The organism is Phormidium sp. CCY1219, assembly GCF_035615515.1.
Classification (GTDB): domain Bacteria; phylum Cyanobacteriota; class Cyanobacteriia; order Cyanobacteriales; family Laspinemataceae; genus CCY1219.
Window position 1 is genome coordinate 49,798 of sequence record NZ_JAJENT010000825.1, and the last position, 18,315, is coordinate 68,112.

Annotated in this window: 11 protein-coding genes; 9 read left to right on the forward strand and 2 right to left on the reverse strand. The window is 49.5% G+C overall.

Translation table 11 applies throughout. From position 1 onward, the window contains the following. The first annotated feature begins 202 nt into the window (after positions 1-202). The 4 genes from LKK83_RS25980 to LKK83_RS25995 all read left to right on the forward strand — a co-directional run bounded on the left by LKK83_RS25980 (position 203) and on the right by LKK83_RS25995 (position 6,352). Positions 203-1,984 carry a hypothetical protein gene (locus LKK83_RS25980; RefSeq protein WP_324634370.1) on the forward strand — a complete coding sequence of 594 codons (1,782 nt, stop codon included), beginning with the start codon at positions 203-205 and terminating at the stop codon, positions 1,982-1,984. An 80-nt stretch (positions 1,985-2,064) separates the two neighbouring features. Beyond that, positions 2,065-3,816, forward strand: coding sequence for a hypothetical protein (locus LKK83_RS25985; protein ID WP_324634371.1), 1,752 nt, complete (start codon positions 2,065-2,067; stop codon positions 3,814-3,816). Between the two features lie 120 nt (positions 3,817-3,936). Further along, a complete protein-coding gene (locus tag LKK83_RS25990; RefSeq protein ID WP_324634372.1) occupies positions 3,937-4,734 on the forward strand; it encodes a hypothetical protein in 798 nt (265 codons plus the stop codon). Beyond that, positions 4,718-6,352: an ArnT family glycosyltransferase gene (locus LKK83_RS25995; RefSeq protein ID WP_324634373.1), complete on the forward strand. Its 1,635-nt coding sequence runs from the start codon at positions 4,718-4,720 to the stop codon at positions 6,350-6,352. The genes LKK83_RS25990 and LKK83_RS25995 overlap by 17 nt, the downstream gene beginning before the upstream one ends. Before the next feature lie 33 nt (positions 6,353-6,385). On the opposite strand, the gene LKK83_RS26000 is transcribed toward LKK83_RS25995, so the two are convergent. Beyond that, positions 6,386-6,853 (reverse strand): nucleoside 2-deoxyribosyltransferase, encoded by a 468-nt coding sequence (locus LKK83_RS26000; protein ID WP_324634374.1) that lies wholly within the window; start codon positions 6,851-6,853, stop codon positions 6,386-6,388. A gap of 209 nt (positions 6,854-7,062) precedes the next feature. Between LKK83_RS26000 and LKK83_RS26005 the strand changes: the two genes are divergently transcribed. From LKK83_RS26005 to LKK83_RS26020, 4 genes are all read left to right on the forward strand, one after another. Then, on the forward strand, positions 7,063-9,156 hold the full coding sequence (locus LKK83_RS26005) for a CHASE2 domain-containing protein (RefSeq protein ID WP_324634375.1): 2,094 nt from the start codon (positions 7,063-7,065) through the stop codon (positions 9,154-9,156). An 88-nt stretch (positions 9,157-9,244) separates the two neighbouring features. Continuing rightward, positions 9,245-9,955, forward strand: coding sequence for a DUF928 domain-containing protein (locus tag LKK83_RS26010; protein ID WP_324634376.1), 711 nt, complete (start codon positions 9,245-9,247; stop codon positions 9,953-9,955). Between the two features lie 114 nt (positions 9,956-10,069). After that, positions 10,070-11,788 carry a hypothetical protein gene (locus LKK83_RS26015; RefSeq protein ID WP_324634377.1) on the forward strand — a complete coding sequence of 573 codons (1,719 nt, stop codon included), beginning with the start codon at positions 10,070-10,072 and terminating at the stop codon, positions 11,786-11,788. A gap of 266 nt (positions 11,789-12,054) precedes the next feature. Next, positions 12,055-13,719, forward strand: a complete 1,665-nt coding sequence (locus LKK83_RS26020) for a glycosyltransferase family 39 protein (protein ID WP_324634378.1) — start codon at positions 12,055-12,057, stop codon at positions 13,717-13,719. Positions 13,720-13,908: 189 nt separating this feature from the next. Here the strand turns inward: LKK83_RS26020 and LKK83_RS26025 are convergent, their stop codons facing one another. Further along, complete coding sequence (locus LKK83_RS26025; RefSeq protein WP_324634379.1) at positions 13,909-14,598, reverse strand: M15 family metallopeptidase; 690 nt, start codon at positions 14,596-14,598, stop codon at positions 13,909-13,911. A 643-nt stretch (positions 14,599-15,241) separates the two neighbouring features. Here LKK83_RS26025 and LKK83_RS26030 point away from each other — a divergent pair. Beyond that, a partial coding sequence (locus tag LKK83_RS26030; protein WP_324634380.1) for a DUF4347 domain-containing protein occupies positions 15,242-18,315 on the forward strand: 3,074 nt, incomplete at its 3' end.

Below are 18,315 nucleotides of genomic sequence, written 5' to 3' on the forward strand. Positions count from 1 at the left end.
ACATTATTTTCCAGAATTCCTGTGGGGAGGCGGTAGCTCAGAAGGGGCGTTCCCCCCAGCAGGGAACCAGTTAAAAAAAGTTCGCCTGCGCGGACTTAACTCGTTCCCAGGCTTAACTCGTTCCCAGGCTCCTGCCTGGGAACATCCCACCCCTCCGCCTCCCCCCCCAATCAATGCGATCGCATAATTTGCCCCCTTGCTTATGAGCCTAACAAAATTGCATCGGTTCCTCACCGCAACCCTGGAGAAAAGCCCGCAAACGGCGCGAATATTTTGGCCGATATTCACCTTAACTTTTGCCACAATTTATGGTTTAATGGTCTTAAACGTGGCCTTCAGCGCCGAATATGTGGTGCAAGACGATGCGCGGCAACATGTGTTTTGGATGCAGCGGTTTATCGACCCAGAATTGTTTCCCGGCGATTGGATTGCCGATTACTTTCAAACCGTCGCCCCCGCCGGCTATACCGCACTGTATTGGATAGTGGCAAAACTGGGAATTTCCCCCATGTTATTGCACAAACTCCTACCGCCAATTCTGGGTTTAATCACCACCGGTTATTGTTTTGCCGTCACCTTGCAAATCTTGCCCGTCCCGTTAGCGGGGTTTCTCAGCGCTTTATTGCTCAATCATTATATTTGGATGCGCGATGACGTGGTGTCGGCAACAGCAACCGCATTTGTCTATCCCATTTTTATGGCATTTCTGTATTATTTATTGCAGCGCCAACTCATCGCCACTTGCATCACCATCGCCCTGATGGGATTATTTTATCCGCAATGCGTTTTAATCGCTGCCGGCATTTTAATATTGCAGCGAATCCAGCTTTCTCAATGGCGTCCTTCTCTTTCTCGCCACCCACAGGATTATGTGTTTTCCGGGATTGCCCTTGCCGTAGCAATGGCAGTCATGGCATTTTATGCCGTAAAATCCAATGACTACGGGCCGGTAATTAGTGCCACAGAAGCAAAAACCTTGCCGGAATTTTTATCTGATGGCAAAAGCGAATTTTTTACCGAAGATGTGGGGGATTTTTGGGTTAGCGGTCAGCGCAGTGGCATTATGCCGCGATTTGGCACAATTTTACCCATCGTTACCGGGGGATTATTGCCGATTTTGTTGTGGTTAGATATCATAGCCAATCGTAAAAAAAGCCAAGGGGAAAAAAGCGGTTCCGAGTTCAATGAAGTTCCCGGAGTATTTCCGTTACTCAAGCGCTTGCAAAATGGCCGATTGTTTCTGGAAATCATTGTGGCATCTTTGGCGATGTTTTTGATATCGCATGCCTTGTTATTTCGCCTGCATTTGCCCAGTCGCTACACGGAACATAGCTTGAGAATGGTGACAGCGATCGCCGCTGGAATTGCGATCGCCGTGATTGTGGATGCCCTGTTATCCTGGGGCGAAAACAAGGGAAAACCCATCATTGCCGGCATGTTGGCGGTGTTAATTGTCGCCGGCATTATCCTGGAACCCACCTGGTTAAAACGCTTTCCTAGAACCGATTACATCGTGGGGGAAGTGCCGACCCTTTATGAATTTTTCGCCACCCAACCGAAAGACATCTTGATTGCCTCAGTTTCCGAAGAAGCCAACAATCTACCATCCTTCGCGCGGCGCTCGATATTGGTGGGCGGCGAAGGATATCCGGTTCCCTATCATAAAGGATATTATGGCGAAATTCGACAGCGCACGATAGACTTAATTGATGCTCATTACAGCCCAAATTTGTCAGCCGTGCGGGAGTTTATTTCCACCTATGAAATCGACTTTTGGTTAGTCGAAGCGGGTGCGTTTACGCCCAACTACGTGAGTCGCGATCGCTGGATGATGCAATATCAACCTCATGCCAAGCAGGCGATCGCGCAAATGCAGCAAGGAATGACCCCCGCACTGGCAACCCTGCGCGATCGCTGTACCGTCTTTCAAACCGAGGGATTTTTTGTGTTAGATTCTGCTTGTATTTTAAATCCGCCCAGCTAATTCCCCCGAGGAACCCCCCTGACTCACTCACCCTTTTCAATCCCTGCAATGCAGCGCCGTTTAATCGACTTCAACCACTCATGCTAACCTCCTACCTGCAAACCTTTTTCACCACTCCCTTGCCCAAAGCATCGCGTTCTTCGCAGATATTTTGGTTGACCCTGAGCTTGACATTTGCCATCCTGTTTGTTGGCTTAGGACTGCAACAAGTCTTCAAACATCCCTACGTGGTACAAGACGATGCGCGACAGCATGTTTTTTGGACGCAGCGATTGCTCGATGCGGAAATGTTTCCGCAAGATTTGATGGCAGATTACTTTCAATCCGTCGCCCCCACAGGCTATACCACACTATACGATATCGTGGCAAAACTCGGCATCGACCCCTTTGCATTTAACCAAATTTTGCCGCTAATTCTGGTCATTATTACCACCCTTTATTGTTTTGGGGTGACGTTGCAAATCTTGCCCGTTCCCTTTGCCGGCTTTGTCGCCAGTTTGCTGGTCAATCAAAACTTGTGGATGCAAGATGATGTGCCTTCGGGAAGCCCGGTGGCATTTGTCTATCCCCTGTTTTTTGCATTTTTGTACTATTTACTGCAGCGAAAACTACTCCTCACCGCCGCCGCGATCGCCCTTCTCGGACTGTTTTATCCCCAATGCGTTTTCCTCGCCTCCGGAATTTTAGTCTTGCAACTGTTTCGCTGGGAAAATCGGCGCTTGCATTTCACCCAAGATCCGGCGGTTTATCGCTTTAGCGGGATTGGGCTAGCCGTTGCCTTTTTCGTTATGCTTCCTTACGCTTTCAAATCTTCCGAATTCGGTCCGGTGATGACAGCGGAAGAAGCGCGCACCTTATGGCCGAGTTTTTATATCGATAACACCTGGGAATATTGGCTCTGTTGGCGGCGCACCGGCTTTTTTCCCAGTGAATGGTGTAAGTTATCTTTTACCTTACCGCAAGTCATTTTAGGCGTCACTTTTCCCATCTTGATGCTCTTTCGCTCCGCTTTTCCCCTAACGGAAAAAATCCGTCCGGGCATCCAGGTTTTGGGACAATTACTGCTGGTTTCTACCGGGATGTTTTTCGCCGCTCACCTGCTGTTATTTAAGCTGCACCTGCCCAATCGCTACACCGAACACAGCCTGCGCGTTTTAATGCCAATTGTCGCCGCGATCGCCTTTACCTTGATTGTGGATGCAATAGTGCAAAAAGTCCGCCGCGATCGCCATCCCATCTGGGGCGGAACTCTCTTCCCTTTTGCCTTTGTCCTCTTCGTCCTGATGCTAATTTATCCGGTTCTCATCCGCGACTTTCCCGATGTGGATTATAAAGTCGGTAAAGTTCCCCCCGTGTATGAGTTTTTTGCCCAACAACCCAAAGACACGCTCATCGCTTCGATAACCAAAGATACGGATAATTTGCCTTACTTTTCCCGCCGTTCTATTGTGGCCAGTCCCAGCTATGTGCTAGGCTACCATAAAGCCTATTACTTCGAGCTAACCCAGCGCGCTGTGGATTTATTTACCGCTCACTACAGTCCCGATTTGAATCAATTGCAGCAATTTATTCAAAAGTATGGCGTAGATTTTTTGCTAGTAGAGCGATCGGCATTTACTCCCGTCTATATTGCGAACAGTTATTGGCTGGAAAAGTTTCGCCATACGGAAACTCAACCCCTATTTGCCGCCGCAGAACAAGCGAAAGCCACCCTCGCCACCGGTACCCTTCCGGCGATCGCAAATTTTATGGATTCCTGTTCGGCGTTAGAACATGAAGGATTTGTGATTCTTAAAGCAGACTGCATCCTCAACGCCTCGTCCGATTCCTAACCCAAATTAGGGCGCGATCGCGGCAGGACAACACCACCTTCAAATCTGACCAAAAGCAGTTATACTAGGTTGGTGCAACTGTGAAAAGTAGGAGAAGCTACGGTTTGCGGAATATTTCAATTGCCGGAAAATTCCGCGATCGCGCCAACCTCCTCCCACCCCGATCGCCACCCAGGAGCCTGTATTCTCGTGCTGAATCGCCTCTTGCCCAACCCCTTACCCAAATGGCCTTTTTTCCTGATTAATGCTATCAATATCCTGGCGATTTTCATTGCGATTGTCGCCGCTTTACTGTTGGGATACTATCCCAAACATTTTATGGACGAGGGACAACCCCTCACCTTCCTTTCCACCGCCGAACTGCTGTTCATTTCCCTGCTGTGTGGGATGATTTTTGCCCGTCGCAAGGCACAATACCGCGCGAAATCCTTCTGGCGGTCTCCCGCTTTTATCTGGGTGCTGTTGTCGGTGGGTTTTTTATTTCTAGCCTGCGACGAACTGTTTAGCATTCACGAAGGATTAGACCGCACCATTCACTATCAACTAGACATCGATCGCACGGATTTGACGGATCGGCTCGATGATTTAATCTTGGTTGCTTATCTGGCTGTTTTTTTCCTCGCCGTTTACTGGGGACGGAAAGAATTAAAATGTTATCGCCAACTTTTGCCTTTATTCCAATCTGGCATTGCCTTAACTGGGGCGATGATTTTTTTTGATGCCCTCAGTCATACCACGGATATTATTACCAGTCCAGTGCTTTATGAATGGCTCAACGCCCTGGAAGATAGTTTAAAATTGATTGCGGTTGGCTTGCTGCTCAGCTTGGCTTATTATTGTCTGCAGGTGGCCAAATTGCCAGTCAGTAATGTTCGCGATCGGGAGAATTTATCGCCCAAAAATGGTAAGGAAAGTTAATTGGATGCCCGGGAAAAAGCTCGACAGTTGCGATCGCGCTTTTGTTTTGATTCTCATCCTCTGTTTGTTTGCCTACACTTACGGGATTTGGTGGGGTTTGCCCAGTTTTGACGGATGGGCGGCGGATGAAATCGTCCCCGCCAAAGTCTTAGAAGCGATCGCCGCTCGCTTTTCCCAGGGATGGCATTATAAATATCCCCCGTTTCACTTTTATCTATTGGCGTTATTGTATTCGCCGATTTTGCTCCTCGATTCCGTGAACTTGGTAGATGTAAATCACTTGGAAACTTATACGGTTTTATTCTACATCGGCAGGGTTCTCAGCCTCATCTTTGCCCTGGGTTTGCTGTTTCTGATTTATCGCTGCGGACAAGAACTCTATTCCAAAAAAGCCGCTTTATTTGCTACGGCGATCGCTGCTTTAAACTGCACCTTTTTCTATTACGCCAAACTCACCAACTTAGAAGCCCCTTATTTATTCTGGGTGGTGCTTTCTTTCCTGTTTTATCTCAGAATCCTCAAATTTCAACGCCTGCAAGATTATTGGCTGTTTTCTATTGTAGCGGCGATCGCCGTCTGCACCAAAGACCAAGCTTATGGTTTCTATCTCCTCACTCCCCTGTTTCTCATTTGGCAACATCACCGCCTTCTCAAACAGCAAAATCAAACCATCACCCTCAAAAACACTCTCCTGCATCCCAAAATTATCGGCTCTTTAATTATCGGACTGACGGTGTTTGCCCTGCTGCACAATTTGTTGTTTAACCTAGAAGGATTTATCAAACATGTGCAAGTGATTACCTTGGGCAAAGGAAGCATCGATCCGCGCTACTCGCAAAACCTCTGGGGTCAGCTTAAAATGTTTCGCGATAGTCTCACCAATCTCAGATTTGCAATGGGATGGCCTTTATATGGCATCTGTTTAATTGGATTGGCAAACCACTTGCGACACCCGCAAAAAAAGCCCTTGCTCAACGCTTTTTTCGTGCCCATTCTCTCCTACTACCTGTTTTATATCTGCGTCGTCTGGTACAGCAACATTCGCTATTTAATCCCCATTGCCATTGTCTTGTCCTTTTTCGGCGGGCAGTTTCTCGCCAATTTTTTAACCCCCGCGAAGAAGTTTTTTAAAGCAAAACTTATCTTCATCGGTGCCATTTTAATTTACACCTTCGCGTATTCTTTTACCCTAAACGTTTTAATGGTGCAAGACTCGCGCTACACCGTAGAAGCTTGGATGAAACAGCATATTCCCCCCACTGCTTTTATCCTCGGAAGCGGGGACGACAAATATTTCCCTCGGTTAGAAGCGTTTAATTCCCAAACCCTCCGCAAACCCACCCTCGCCGATTTACCCACCCTGGATCCGGACTACATTATCCTCAGCAGTGGTTACGATATCCGCCGCTTCCGGCCCAATACCCCAGAACATGAATTTTTGTCGCAACTGCTTGCGGAAAACCTCGGCTATCAGTTAGCGTTTCAGTACAAGTCTACCCCAAATTGGTATTTGTTTAATCGCGAGGAAGTGGAATATCGCAAGTTAGAAAAAATGCGGGTGTATTCCAATTTTGATAAAATCAATCCGGAAATTAAAATATTTCAAAAAAGCCGATAACCGTCAGGTGGGCAATGCCCACCTTCGGAAAAATTATGCGGCATATCGGCGTAAAACCTGCAACAATGGCGGGATAAAATCTTCACCGGGTTGCAGATAGGTGACGCGATCGCTGGAAGGAGGCGGATTCAGGGCGGTTAACAGCAAATGGGCGCAACTGTTGCTCAACATCAGGTTGATTCCCAGGTGTTCTCCACTGCCACGAAAGTCGGTGCGAAGTCCGACAATCGGGATATTTTTGGCATGGGCGTATCCCATTTCAAAACAAGTGCCAGAATCGGCATCGGTGCCGTCTAAAATGGCGAGAATAATCCGGGCTTTATCGATACCGCGAATGCAAATAGCGAATTGTTCTTCTGGTGCCTTAACCCCGGCGCATTCCTGCTGTGGGAGGTAAATCCGATAGCCATTTTCGGTTAAAGTATCGGCCAGGTTTTGGTTAAAGTTGACCTCGGCTTTTGTAAATAAAGGACCGGCCATGTAAATCCAAGAATTGCTCATTATCTAACCCGTTGTTGTGAAAGTGAATAATAAAGGATTTTTCCCCATCCAGGATATAACACAATTCTGTGGCAGGTTGGGTGAGGACATCAAAAGCGTTATCCCTCCCGCGTCGCATTTTGCGCTTTACGATCGCCCTCATTTCTCGGCCAGAGCTATGATATTGGGGTTTCACCGAGGCATTGACTGAGGCACAATAATAATAGGCGATGCAGAACCAACGCCCTCTGCTCGCGCCGGGGTCTCCTCCCGTTTTGATTTCCAGGTGCATTTTGCGGGTGAGTGCGGTGGGAAACCCCCGCGATGGCAATAAATTGTGGCTAAATTTTAATCCCGTGATTATCGAAACCCTCAAAAATAACGTTCTGATTTCTAACGTTCTCGCGAAAGTTTCCCTGCCGTGGCGCACTCTGGCACGGCGGATTGGTTCTGCGGACCTTTCTACAATGGCGATCGCCACCGTTACCGTCACTGGCGTGCTGCTGGGGGTGCGAGAGTTGGGCACGTTGCAACCCTTGGAACTGGCGGTTTTCGATGGGATGATGCGCCTGCGCGGCGATGAAGGTGCAGACCCTCGGATCCTGGTGGTTGCAGTGACGGAATCTGATATCCGCGCCCTGGGACAGTGGCCCCTTCGCGATCGCGTGGTGGCGCAGGCGTTGGCGAATTTGCAGCAACATCAACCGAGCGCGATCGGCTTAGATATTTTTCGCGATGTCCCCAACCAACCGGGCTATGAGGAATTAATCGAACAATTTGACCAACCCAATGTATTTGGCATTACTTATATTGGCGCATCGGATGCCGAAAGCATTCCTCCACCGAAGAATTTGCCCCCGGAACAAATTGGCTTTAACGATTTGCTCACAGATGCTGATGGGATCGTGCGCCGAAATCTAATGTTTGATGTCAAAGATAATGCTACCCTGCACTCGTTTTCTCTGCGACTAGCGCTCGCTTATTTAAAAGAACGCGAAGATATTTTACCGCAACTGACAGAAAACAACCAATATCAGTTGGCCACTACGGTATTTGAAAAGCTCGGCTCCAATTCCGGCGGCTATCAAAACATGGATCCGAATAGTTATAAAATTCTGCTGAATTATCGCTCCGGGAATATCGCGAAGATGGTGCGGTTTATGGACATTATAAACCAGAATTTCGACCCGGAGTGGGTCAAGGATAAAATCGTCATCATCGGCACCACGGCCCCCAGTTTGCACGACTCGTTTTTTACCCCCTACAGTGCCTCGAAAAAAGGCGCTCGCAAAATGCCAGGAGTGCTAATTCACGCTCAAATGGTCAGCGAAATACTCAGCGCGGTTCTCGACGATCGCCCCTTGCTGTGGTATTGGCCGGAATGGGCAGAAATTCTCTGGATTGTTGCCTGGGCAACTGGCGGTGGGTTTCTTGCGGCTAAAAGTCAAACTATCCTCACTCTATCCCTCAGTGCGATCGCAAGTTTGGCACTGTTATTTAGCGGGGGTTTTTTGTTCTTTTTACAGGCGGGATGGATTCCCATAGCCGCACCGAGTTTGACCTTTATATTGGTGGTGGTTGCCGGAGTCACTTACCAGTTCCAACAAGCACGGCAACAGCAACAAATGGTGATGAAACTATTAGGCCAGCAAACTTCCCCCGCTGTGGCCAATGCCCTGTGGAACGAGCGCGATCGCTTACTTAAATCGGGCATTATTCCCGGACAAACAGTCACGGTAACGGTGTTATTTACCGATATAAAAGATTTTACCTCCATTTCCGAGAAAACCTCTTCGGAAGTGATTATGAAATGGTTAAATGAATACTTGCAAAGCATGACCGGCACCGTGATAGAACGTCACGGCATTGTGAATAAATTTATCGGCGATGCAGTGATGGCATTGTTTGGAGTGCCCATTGCGCGCCAAAGTGCGGAAGAAATTGCTCAGGATGCCCGCAATGCAGTCAACTGTGCTTTGGCAATGGGAGAATGCTTGCAAAAACTAAATCAAGATTGGCGCGATCGCGGATTGCCCGTTATCCAAATTCGCGCCGGTATTTTCACAGGGCCGGTTACCGTAGGCAGTTTGGGCGGAACCGAACGCCTCGAATATGGCGCGATCGGCGATAGCGTCAACATCGCCTCGCGTCTGGAAAGTTGTCACAAAGACCGACAAGTGGATGACTGTCGCATCTTAATTGCCGGCCAAACCCTCGCTTATCTCGGGGGCGAATTTGAAGTAGAGTCCTGGGGGCCAATGACATTGAAAGGCAAGCAGGAAAGTGTGGAGATTTTTCGCGTTATTAGACGTAAAAAAAATTAATAAAAAACCGCAGACAATTCCTAAATGATGAGATAGCATGGAAATGGGATTATAGGCAAAACTAAATAAATCATCCAGGAGAAAACCTATGAATGCAACTTCAGTTCGCAAGCGATCGCTGAGCGTGGGTCTCGCCTCGGCCCTGTGTCTGTTCGTCTTCGGAGTGCCCATTTCCCAAATCCAGGCAGAAACCGTTCCCAACATCCAAGGCGGAAACGAACAGCGCGAACCGGGCGGTACTCGGGGAAATGATTGCACCGCAGGCGAAGCACCCCTGACTGCATTATTACCAGGCACCAGCACCCCGGGATTAACCACTGCCGCCTCTCCCACCTTCTTTTTCTATCTGCCGGAAAATTCCGCTGAAGGTGCAGAATTTGTTTTATATGATGAAAAAAGCGAGGCAATTTACGAGAAACAAGTAACCGTTCCCACCACTGAAGGGGTAGTTAGCATTAGCATTCCCACGGATCCGGAAGTTCCCGAATTAAAAGTCGAGAGCAATTATTACTGGACATTTGCATTAGTCTGCGACTACGACGATCGCGCCACCGATGAATACGTACAAGGGCAAATCCAGCGGGTAGAACTGAGTCCGGATCTGACAACGGAAATCGAAAATGCCACCGTTCGCGATCGCGTCGCCCTTTACGCCGATGCCGGTATCTGGTACGATACCCTCACCACCTTGGCACAACTGCGCCGGGAAAATCCCACCGATCCCCTTCTCGAACGCAACTGGGTCGATCTCTTGCAATCAGTTGGATTGGATAAAATTGCCCGCGAACCCCTCCTGTAACCGCGAAGTTTTGGGCGCAAACTTAATCCCAAATGCGGCAGGTGTATCGTGCTGAGCGTGGAATTATCGCGCCGTATTTTGGCTTACCCAAGCCGGTAAACCTTCAACCCTACCATGCACAGCGCCCGATCGCTTAAACTGTTCGTCGCACCTGCTGCAAAATCCTCCCACAAAGTGGCGATATTTTGGTTGTTCCTCAGCCTCACTTTCGCCGCCACTTACGGCATTTTGGCCCTGCAAGACGCCTTTAGCGCCGACTACGTGGTGCAAGACGATGCCCGCCAGCATGTCTTTTGGATGCAGCGCTTCTTAGACTCCCAATTATTCCCCCAGGATTTAATTGCCGATTATTTTCAATCCGTTTCCCCCGCCGGATATGCCACCCTTTATCGCCTCATGGCAGCGGTGGGAATTCCTCCATTAATCTTCAGCAAAATCCTCCCCCTCATTCTCGGGTTAATCACCACTGTCTATTGCTTTGGCGTCACCCTTCAGCTATTACCCGTTCCCTTTGCGGGATTTCTCGCCACCGTATTGCTCAATCAAAGCCTTTGGATGCAAGATGGCTTGATTTCTGCCACGCCAAAAGCCTTCGTTTATCCCTTGTTTTTGCCCTTTTTGTATTACCTGTTAAAGCAAAACTTACTCGGCACAGCAGGGGCGATCGCCCTTCTCGGACTTTTCTACCCTCAGTATGTTTTCATCGCCGCCGGCATTTTAATCCTGCAACTCATCCAGTGGAAAAATCGCCGATTTTCTCTCTCTTTCCCGGCTAAAAAAACTCGCTTTTTTGCCATAAATATCGCCGTTGCCTTCTTTATTCTGCTCCCCTATGCCATCAGCACCTCGGAATTTTCGCCGACAATCAGTCTCGCCGAAGCTAAAACCTTACCGGAATTTTTACCGGGGGGCAGAACCCAGTTTTTTATCGCAAATGCTTGGGATTTTTGGTTCCACGGGCGCAGTGGGATTGGCTTATCCGCTGCCCTGACCCCGGCATTTATGGCTCTGGGATTTTTGTTGCCAATTTTGCGGCAATTTCCGCAACCGTTTCCCCTGGCAAAATCTCTGTCAATTCGGGTGAGAGTCTTAGGGGAATTATTGCTCGCTTCTCTGGGGATGTTTTTTGCCGCCCACGCCCTCCTGTTTCAGTTGCATTTGCCCAGTCGCTACACCCAACATAGTTTGAGAATGGTGATGGCATTTTCAGCGGCGATCGCCATTACTTTATTGCTAGATGCGGCGGGAAAATGGGCGCGCACCTTGTGGCGCAAGTTGCTATTTTTTCCCCTCACCAGCTTGCTATTGGCGACGCTGATTTTTTATCCCCAATGGGCGATGAGTAATTTCCCCTGGACTTATTACCAAACTGGTACCCAACCGCAACTCTATGGCTTTTTGCAACAGCAACCAAAAGACAGTCTGATTGCTTCGTTATCGGAAGAAGCAAATAATTTGCCCACCTTTGCTCATCGCTCGATTTTAGCAGGGCGAGAATATGCGATTCCCTACCATTTGGGCTATTACGCGCAATTTCGCGATCGCACCGAAGCCACTATCGCAGCTCAATACACTCCAGAACTCGCAACAGTGCAACAATTTCTCGATCGCTATCGCGTGGATTTGTGGTTGGTGGATAAAGGCGCATTTACCCCCAGCTATCTGGCAGAAAATTCTTGGCTTCGTCAGTATCCCGCCGCCCAACAGGCGATCGCTCAGTTAAAGTCTCCAACCCCTCCCGCGATCGTCACCCTCATGAACCGCTGTTCTATCTTTGAAAATTATGGCACCGTTGTCTTAGACAGCCGTTGTATTTTAAACTCAGATTCGTAAGCAAGGAGGTAAGCACTAATGCCAAATAAATTGCACATCCATTTTTGAGGTTTGTCGGGTGGGCAGTTCTAGAACTTCCTGCGCGAGGCGGAATTTCCCTTGAATGGCGAGGCCCATCCTACCATCTGGCATTATTTTTGCACGAGTACATAAATGATTTGGCTGTGAATAGGGGTCATTCGGTGAGCAGTGCTTACCCTAATTTTGAACTCACACCCCTGCATGAAAAACGATATAAACTCTCGAAAAAAAAATTGATAAAAAAAATGAAACGACATCAACTCAAGTTCAAGCCATTGCATTTACTGGTGGTTTTTCTCTTGGCTGTGGGAATTTTTTTGCGCTTTTACAATCTGGATAAAAAAATCTATTGGATTGACGAAGTGCATACTTCTTTGCGGGTGGCAGGATATCGCAAAAGCAAATTTGACGAGCGCATACCAACCCGAGAAATCCTCACCGTCGAACAGTTGCATCAATTCCAGACTCTCTCTCCCGAAAATGGCTGGAACGATACCATTGATGCCTTAGCTGAAAACGCCGAACATGCACCGATTTACTATCTGCTAACTCGACTGTGGATGCAGTGGTTTGGCAGTAGTGCGGCTGTTACTCGCAGTTTGGCGGCAGCGATTAGTTTGCTGGCATTTCCGGCTATCTATTGGCTGGCGATCGCGTTATTTGAATCGCCTACTGTGGGATGGTTTGCTATCTGCTTGCTGGCGGTTTCTCCCTTGCATTTGCTTTACGCCCAAGAAGCCAGACAATATAGTTTGTGGACCGTCACCACCTTACTTTCTAGTGTGGCACTCCTGCGGGCAATGAAACTGCCTACGCGCAAAAGATGGGCAGTTTATGGAATCGCGGTTTTTCTCGGGTTTTATTCCCATTTAATTTCGGGATTGGTGTTTTTCGGACAAGGGCTTTATGTGGGATTACTCGAAAAATTTCGCTGGACGAAACGAGTGCAATATTATCTGTGGGCTTCTCTGGCGGGAGGCGCGAGTTTGATTCCTTGGATTATCGTTTATTTTGATAATGAAAGCACCATCGGGCAATGGATGGGAAGAGAGATTCCTCTGGGCAATTTAGGGAAGCGATGGGTTGTGAATCTGACGGCGGTATTTTTTGACCTTCATAGCGTTTATCCGCGACAACTTTTTGATGTGGTAGGCGGTGAAGATATGACCCAGTTTGCTTGGGGAGATGTAGGGGTTTATGCGATAATTCCAGTTGTGATGGTGGTGGGATATGCGCTTTATTTCCTCTGTCGCAGCGCGCCGCGACGGGTTTGGCTGTTTCTGTTGAGCGCGATCGCCGGCAATGGTGTATTTTTAATGCTCTACGATATCGTTTCTGGAGGTCAGCGATCGGGAATTGCCCGCTATCTGTTTCCCTCTTATCTCGCCATCCAACTCGCCGTCGCCTATCTTTTTGCCCGCAAAACCGCGATCGCCCCCCAGGAAGCACCCGGAAAGGCGCTTCCCCGGTGGGGCTTGCCGCTGGCTAAAGTTGGCAATCTGCAACAATTTTTTTGGCAATTGTTATTTGTGCTGTCGATCGCCGGGGGAATCTTCTCCTGTGCCATCAGCGCCCAGGCGGAGACTTGGTGGCACAAGTACAGCAGCTATTATAATGCCGAAGTCGCCGCGATCGCCAATCAAGCGGAAACCCCCTTAGTGATTTCCAGTCCCAAGCGCATCAGTCGTCTCACTTCTTTGAGCTATAAACTCCATCCCAAGGTGCGGTTATGGGTACTCGAAGACGATGCACCGATCCAGATTCCCGAGGGTTTCAGCGATGTCCTGTTATTCCGCCCCTCCATCGACCTATATGGCGCGATCGAGCAGCATCCCAATTACCAGCTTACCCCCCTTCACCCCTTCGGACATATTTGGCAAGTAGAACGGCAATCAACAGCGGGCGATTGAAATCCCGCCTAGGCAAGCTTTAGCGTAGCCATGCCCCCTAGGGCTATACTCCGCCTACGCGACTATACACTGTTTCCCGGCAACCGCCTGGGAACGCCCTCTGCGAGGCTCCGCCTCCCCTACAGAAATCTCACATTTTGCCATCTCCACCGACATATACAATTAAACGATCGCCACTTTCGCCTCCAGTTAATCCACTCTGCCATAGCGGGCGGTGTCTTGCCCGGTTAACCAGGCCCACATTTGATCGCCGTAGCAGAAGTGCCACCACTCGTTAGGATGGCGGGCAAAACCGACCGATCGCATGGCATCTGCCAAAATTTGCCGATGCATGTCATACACTCTTTCCGCATCGTCGCTACTGTTGGCGAAATAATCCGGGTGCGATCGCGGGGAAATTTCATCGATGGGCGACCCCATATTTACTGCGTCGCCGGTTGCTGCGATGAGGGTAACATCCACTGCAGCACCGGTGGCGTGGGGCGGCGGTGTCGCTACATCAGCACTGGGAACCGCCCAGAATTGATAAACCGACTGGAAAATATCTTGACGCTGTGCCTCGGTTAATTCGGCGAGGGTCAAACCGCGCGATCGCACTTCTGAGGCAAAAGCATAGTTTACCATAAATTGCTGCACCGCGATCGGGCGATAGGCGTCGAAAATCTGGATGCGCCACCCGGGATGATTTGCCTGCAGGGCGTTTTGGGCGGCGAGCAACTTTTCCACCACCCCTTGACGCAGATAAAAGGGCGATCGCCCCCCATAAGGTGCCCCCAGTTTTTCATAGGGATGCGGCGACTCCACCGCAAAGCGATCCAAAGGAATGGGTACTAAAGGTTCGCCACACTCGGCGATCGGGAGAAGCTGATAAGGTTTCATCTGAGATCCAAGTCAGTCCATTTTGCCAAAAATTGCCATCACCCCGCATTGGGGGATCCACTGTATTTTATCAGATTTTGGGAAAGAAGTTGCAAATTGCATATTGCATATATTTTTTATATCACCTGAAACACAAGCCGAGTTTAACCGGATTTTCCTTAAGGATCCACTGGAATTTAAAACGGGCATTGTTAAAAACATTTAACATCATATTTTAGCAAATTACGGCAATTTTGGGTAAATTATCAATAAATTTAGCAATTTAACCGGAAAAAACTAAAAAAAATAATTTTTCTTTAAATTGCTATTGCATTCTTTGCTTTAAGCTTAAAAAAATTAATTTTTGCTTTTTTAGTGCAATGAATTGGCTCGTCGGGGTGCTGGTTTTTTCCCGCGTCATTTTTCCGTGATTTTACGCATCAGCCTGTCACACGTTATACCCAAAGAGAGATGCCCACTTATATCTAGAGGGGGAGTGCCGACTACCGGGTAGTGCGGGTTATAGTAGGAAGGTAACAAGTTTTTCTTTGTGAAGAGCTTAGGGAAATAAACATTTCAGTCAACAACAGTTTGACCCTCCGGGTAACGCGATCCGTGTCCGCCAGAGAAACCTTATGTCAATCAATGGGGATGTACCAAACCGATGAAACATATTCAACTAGAACCGCAAACTGCTTTTGGGAACCAGATGGCTTCCACCGAGGAAGAGATCGCGTCAAATCCGGCGCAAAACCTTGTCTTTATCGATTCCACCGTTGAAGACGCCGATACTCTCATCGATTCCCTAGCACCGAATACCGAAGCGATCGCGCTGGATAGCGATCGCGACGGTATCGAGCAGATCGCAGAAGCGATCGGCAATAGGACTGGCATCGAGAGCATGCACTTCATTTCTCACGGTGCCCCTGGTACAGTGTCCCTTGGGGCCACCGAGCTCAATGCCGAAACCCTGGAGAGCTATAGCGAACAGTTGCAATCTCTCGCGTCTAACCTGAGCGATCGCGCCGATATTTTATTCTATGGCTGTAATGTAGGCGAAACCGAAGCCGGCGCAGCTTTCCTGGAAAAACTGAGTCAGCTCACCGGGGCAGATATTGCCGCCTCCGAGGATTTAACCGGCGCGGCTGTCTTACAAGGCGACTGGGATCTAGAAGTCACCACAGGCGACATCGAAGCTCCCTTAGCGGTGGAGGAACAAGCGCAGCAAAAGTATAGCGGCGTATTGGCCAGCTTTGCCCCACAAAACGGCGAAGAATTAATACAGGCGATCGAGGAAGCGAATAGCAACCAAGAAGACGATACCATAAACTTGCGGAATCAGACCTTCACCGTAAGCGAGATCGACAACAACACCGACGGTGACAATGGCTTGCCCTCAATTAAACCCGATAACGGGCACAGCCTGATTATTAATGGTAAAGGCGGCACCATCGCCCGAAGCGATGGCGAGGATACGCCGAAATTTCGGCTGTTCCACGTGGATGAAGACGCCACATTAAAGCTGCGGAACCTCTCCCTAGAAAACGGCTATGCCAACGGCGGGCCGCAGGAAAAAGACGGGGGAGCGATTAAAAATCGAGGCACCCTGACGAGTTCAAATATCGACTTTTTGAATAACACCGCCACAGAAGACGGCGGTGCGATCGATAACGACGGTGGATCGGCCAAAATCGGCTATAGCACTTTCACCAACAACGTCGCCAATGATGATGGTGGGGCTATCCGCAACCAAGACGGCACGATGAGAGTGACCAAAACCACCATCTCCGACAACAGCGCCAATGATGACGGCGGCGGGATTCGGCATCGCGCGGGAGACCTGACGGTTTTAAATAGCACCATTTCCGGAAATTCTACAGAGAATCAAGGCGGCGGCATCTTCACCGACGCGCGGATGAAGATACAATTTAGCACGATAACTCAAAACCGGGCAGAAAACATCGGCGGCGGAGTTGCGGTAGAATCCTCTGCCGGTGGGAGTGCTGGGGTGACGCACACGATTATTGCCGGGAACACCAATGGTAACGACGGCATGGAAGCTCCCAATGTTACCGGAACGTTTAAGAGCCGTGGCTATAACTTACTAGGCAACCCAGAGGGTAGCAATGGGTTTAAGATACAAAACGGTACAGATCTGAGCTTGGCCGAAATCGGGGGGATTCCACTGAGCGAGGTTATCGATCCCAATCTGGCACAAAATCAAGCACCAGAAGACGCGCCGCTCACCCACGCCCTGGTTCCCCGTTCGCCGCTGATTAATGCTGGAAACAATGAGAGAGTGCCGGAAAATGCGGACACCGATCAGCGCCGCGAGGGTTTCGAGCGAATTGCCGGGAAAGCGGTGGATATCGGTTCATATGAAAAACAAGCCTTGCCCAAGTTGGTGTTTTCGGAGATTATGTACGATCCCGCCAGCGAAGCACCCAATTGGGAGTGGGCAGAGGTATATAATGCCGGCAATCGAACCGTTAATTTAGGCGGATTTGTATTTGATGACAATGACGATCCGGCACTGACCGAAGCCAATGTGGGACAGGGTTCGATCGCCCCTGGGGAAACCGGAATTTTATATAACAGCGAGGCGATCGCGGCAGCCGATTTTAGCGCCGCCTGGGATTCCGAAGCGAATCTGGTGCCCGTAACCAATTGGCCCGAATTGGACACCGAAGGCGATCGCCTTGCCTTGTGGCCCAGTCTCGCCGACTATAAGATTGGGTTGTCCCAGACCACCGATCGCGTCAACTACAACAATAGCGACGCTTGGCCCACCGATGTTAATCCCACCTCGATCTATCTCACCGACGTCAGCGGGAATAACCCGAGGCAATTTAACGATAACGGCGAAAATTGGGCCAGGAGTGCGATCGGACGCGCTTCCCCCACCGCCACTGCTTACGAAAGCGCCGTAGCGGGGAATAATAGCGGGTTAGATGTGGGTTCTCCCGGAACCACCGACAGCACCGCCCCCAGTTGGGAAGACTTCACCCTAGAGGATGTCGCCCAAGGAGACAGCAGTACCAACTTAACCCTCAGCTTTACCGATAACCGGGCGATCGATTTTTCCACTTTAGATAATTCCGACATTCAGATAACCAGTGAGAACGAGTTTTCTCAATTCGCCAACTTAGTCAACACCAGTCTCGACGGAAACGGAACGCCGATCGCCGCCACTTACCAGATTTCTCCTCCCGGAGGCACCTGGAACTTTGAAGACGATGGCACTTATACCGCCCAGTTAAAAGGCGATCGCGTGCGGGATACCACCGGAAATCCCGTTCCCGCTGCAACCTTAAGCAGCTTTGAAGTGGCTCTCAACGATGCGCCCACCGTAGAAAATGCGATCGCCGATCGCTCCTTTTCCGAAGGCACTCCCGTTAACTTTGAAATTCCGGAAAATACCTTCGCCCCTGACAATCCGGGCGATACCTTAACCTATGAGGCAACCCGCGCCGATGGCACATCCCTTCCCAGTTGGTTGAACTTCGATCCGGAAACGCAAACCTTTAGCGGTACTCCCACCGATAACAGTGTAGGCGACGTCGAAATCGCGGTACAAGCAACCGACGAAGAAGGTGCCACGGTTAGCGATGACTTTAACATCAGCGTCACTCCCACGGAGGAACCCAGCGAACCGCCCACGGAGGAACCCAGCGAACCGCCTACAGAGGAACCCAGCGAACCGCCTACAGAGGAACCCAGCGAACCGCCTACAGAGGA

What these genes read in the sequence shown, in the direction of transcription:
- LKK83_RS25980 (WP_324634370.1), top strand. Translation starts at nt 203, where the DNA reads ATGAGCCTAACAAAATTGCATCGGTTCCTCACCGCAACCCTGGAGAAA.
- LKK83_RS25985 (WP_324634371.1), top strand. Translation starts at nt 2,065, where the DNA reads ATGCTAACCTCCTACCTGCAAACCTTTTTCACCACTCCCTTGCCCAAA.
- LKK83_RS25995 (WP_324634373.1), top strand. Translation starts at nt 4,718, where the DNA reads ATGGTAAGGAAAGTTAATTGGATGCCCGGGAAAAAGCTCGACAGTTGC.
- LKK83_RS26000 (WP_324634374.1), bottom strand. Translation starts at nt 6,853, where the DNA reads ATGAGCAATTCTTGGATTTACATGGCCGGTCCTTTATTTACAAAAGCC.
- LKK83_RS26005 (WP_324634375.1), top strand. Translation starts at nt 7,063, where the DNA reads ATGCAGAACCAACGCCCTCTGCTCGCGCCGGGGTCTCCTCCCGTTTTG.
- LKK83_RS26010 (WP_324634376.1), top strand. Translation starts at nt 9,245, where the DNA reads ATGAATGCAACTTCAGTTCGCAAGCGATCGCTGAGCGTGGGTCTCGCC.
- LKK83_RS26015 (WP_324634377.1), top strand. Translation starts at nt 10,070, where the DNA reads ATGCACAGCGCCCGATCGCTTAAACTGTTCGTCGCACCTGCTGCAAAA.
- LKK83_RS26020 (WP_324634378.1), top strand. Translation starts at nt 12,055, where the DNA reads ATGAAACGACATCAACTCAAGTTCAAGCCATTGCATTTACTGGTGGTT.
- LKK83_RS26025 (WP_324634379.1), bottom strand. Translation starts at nt 14,598, where the DNA reads ATGAAACCTTATCAGCTTCTCCCGATCGCCGAGTGTGGCGAACCTTTA.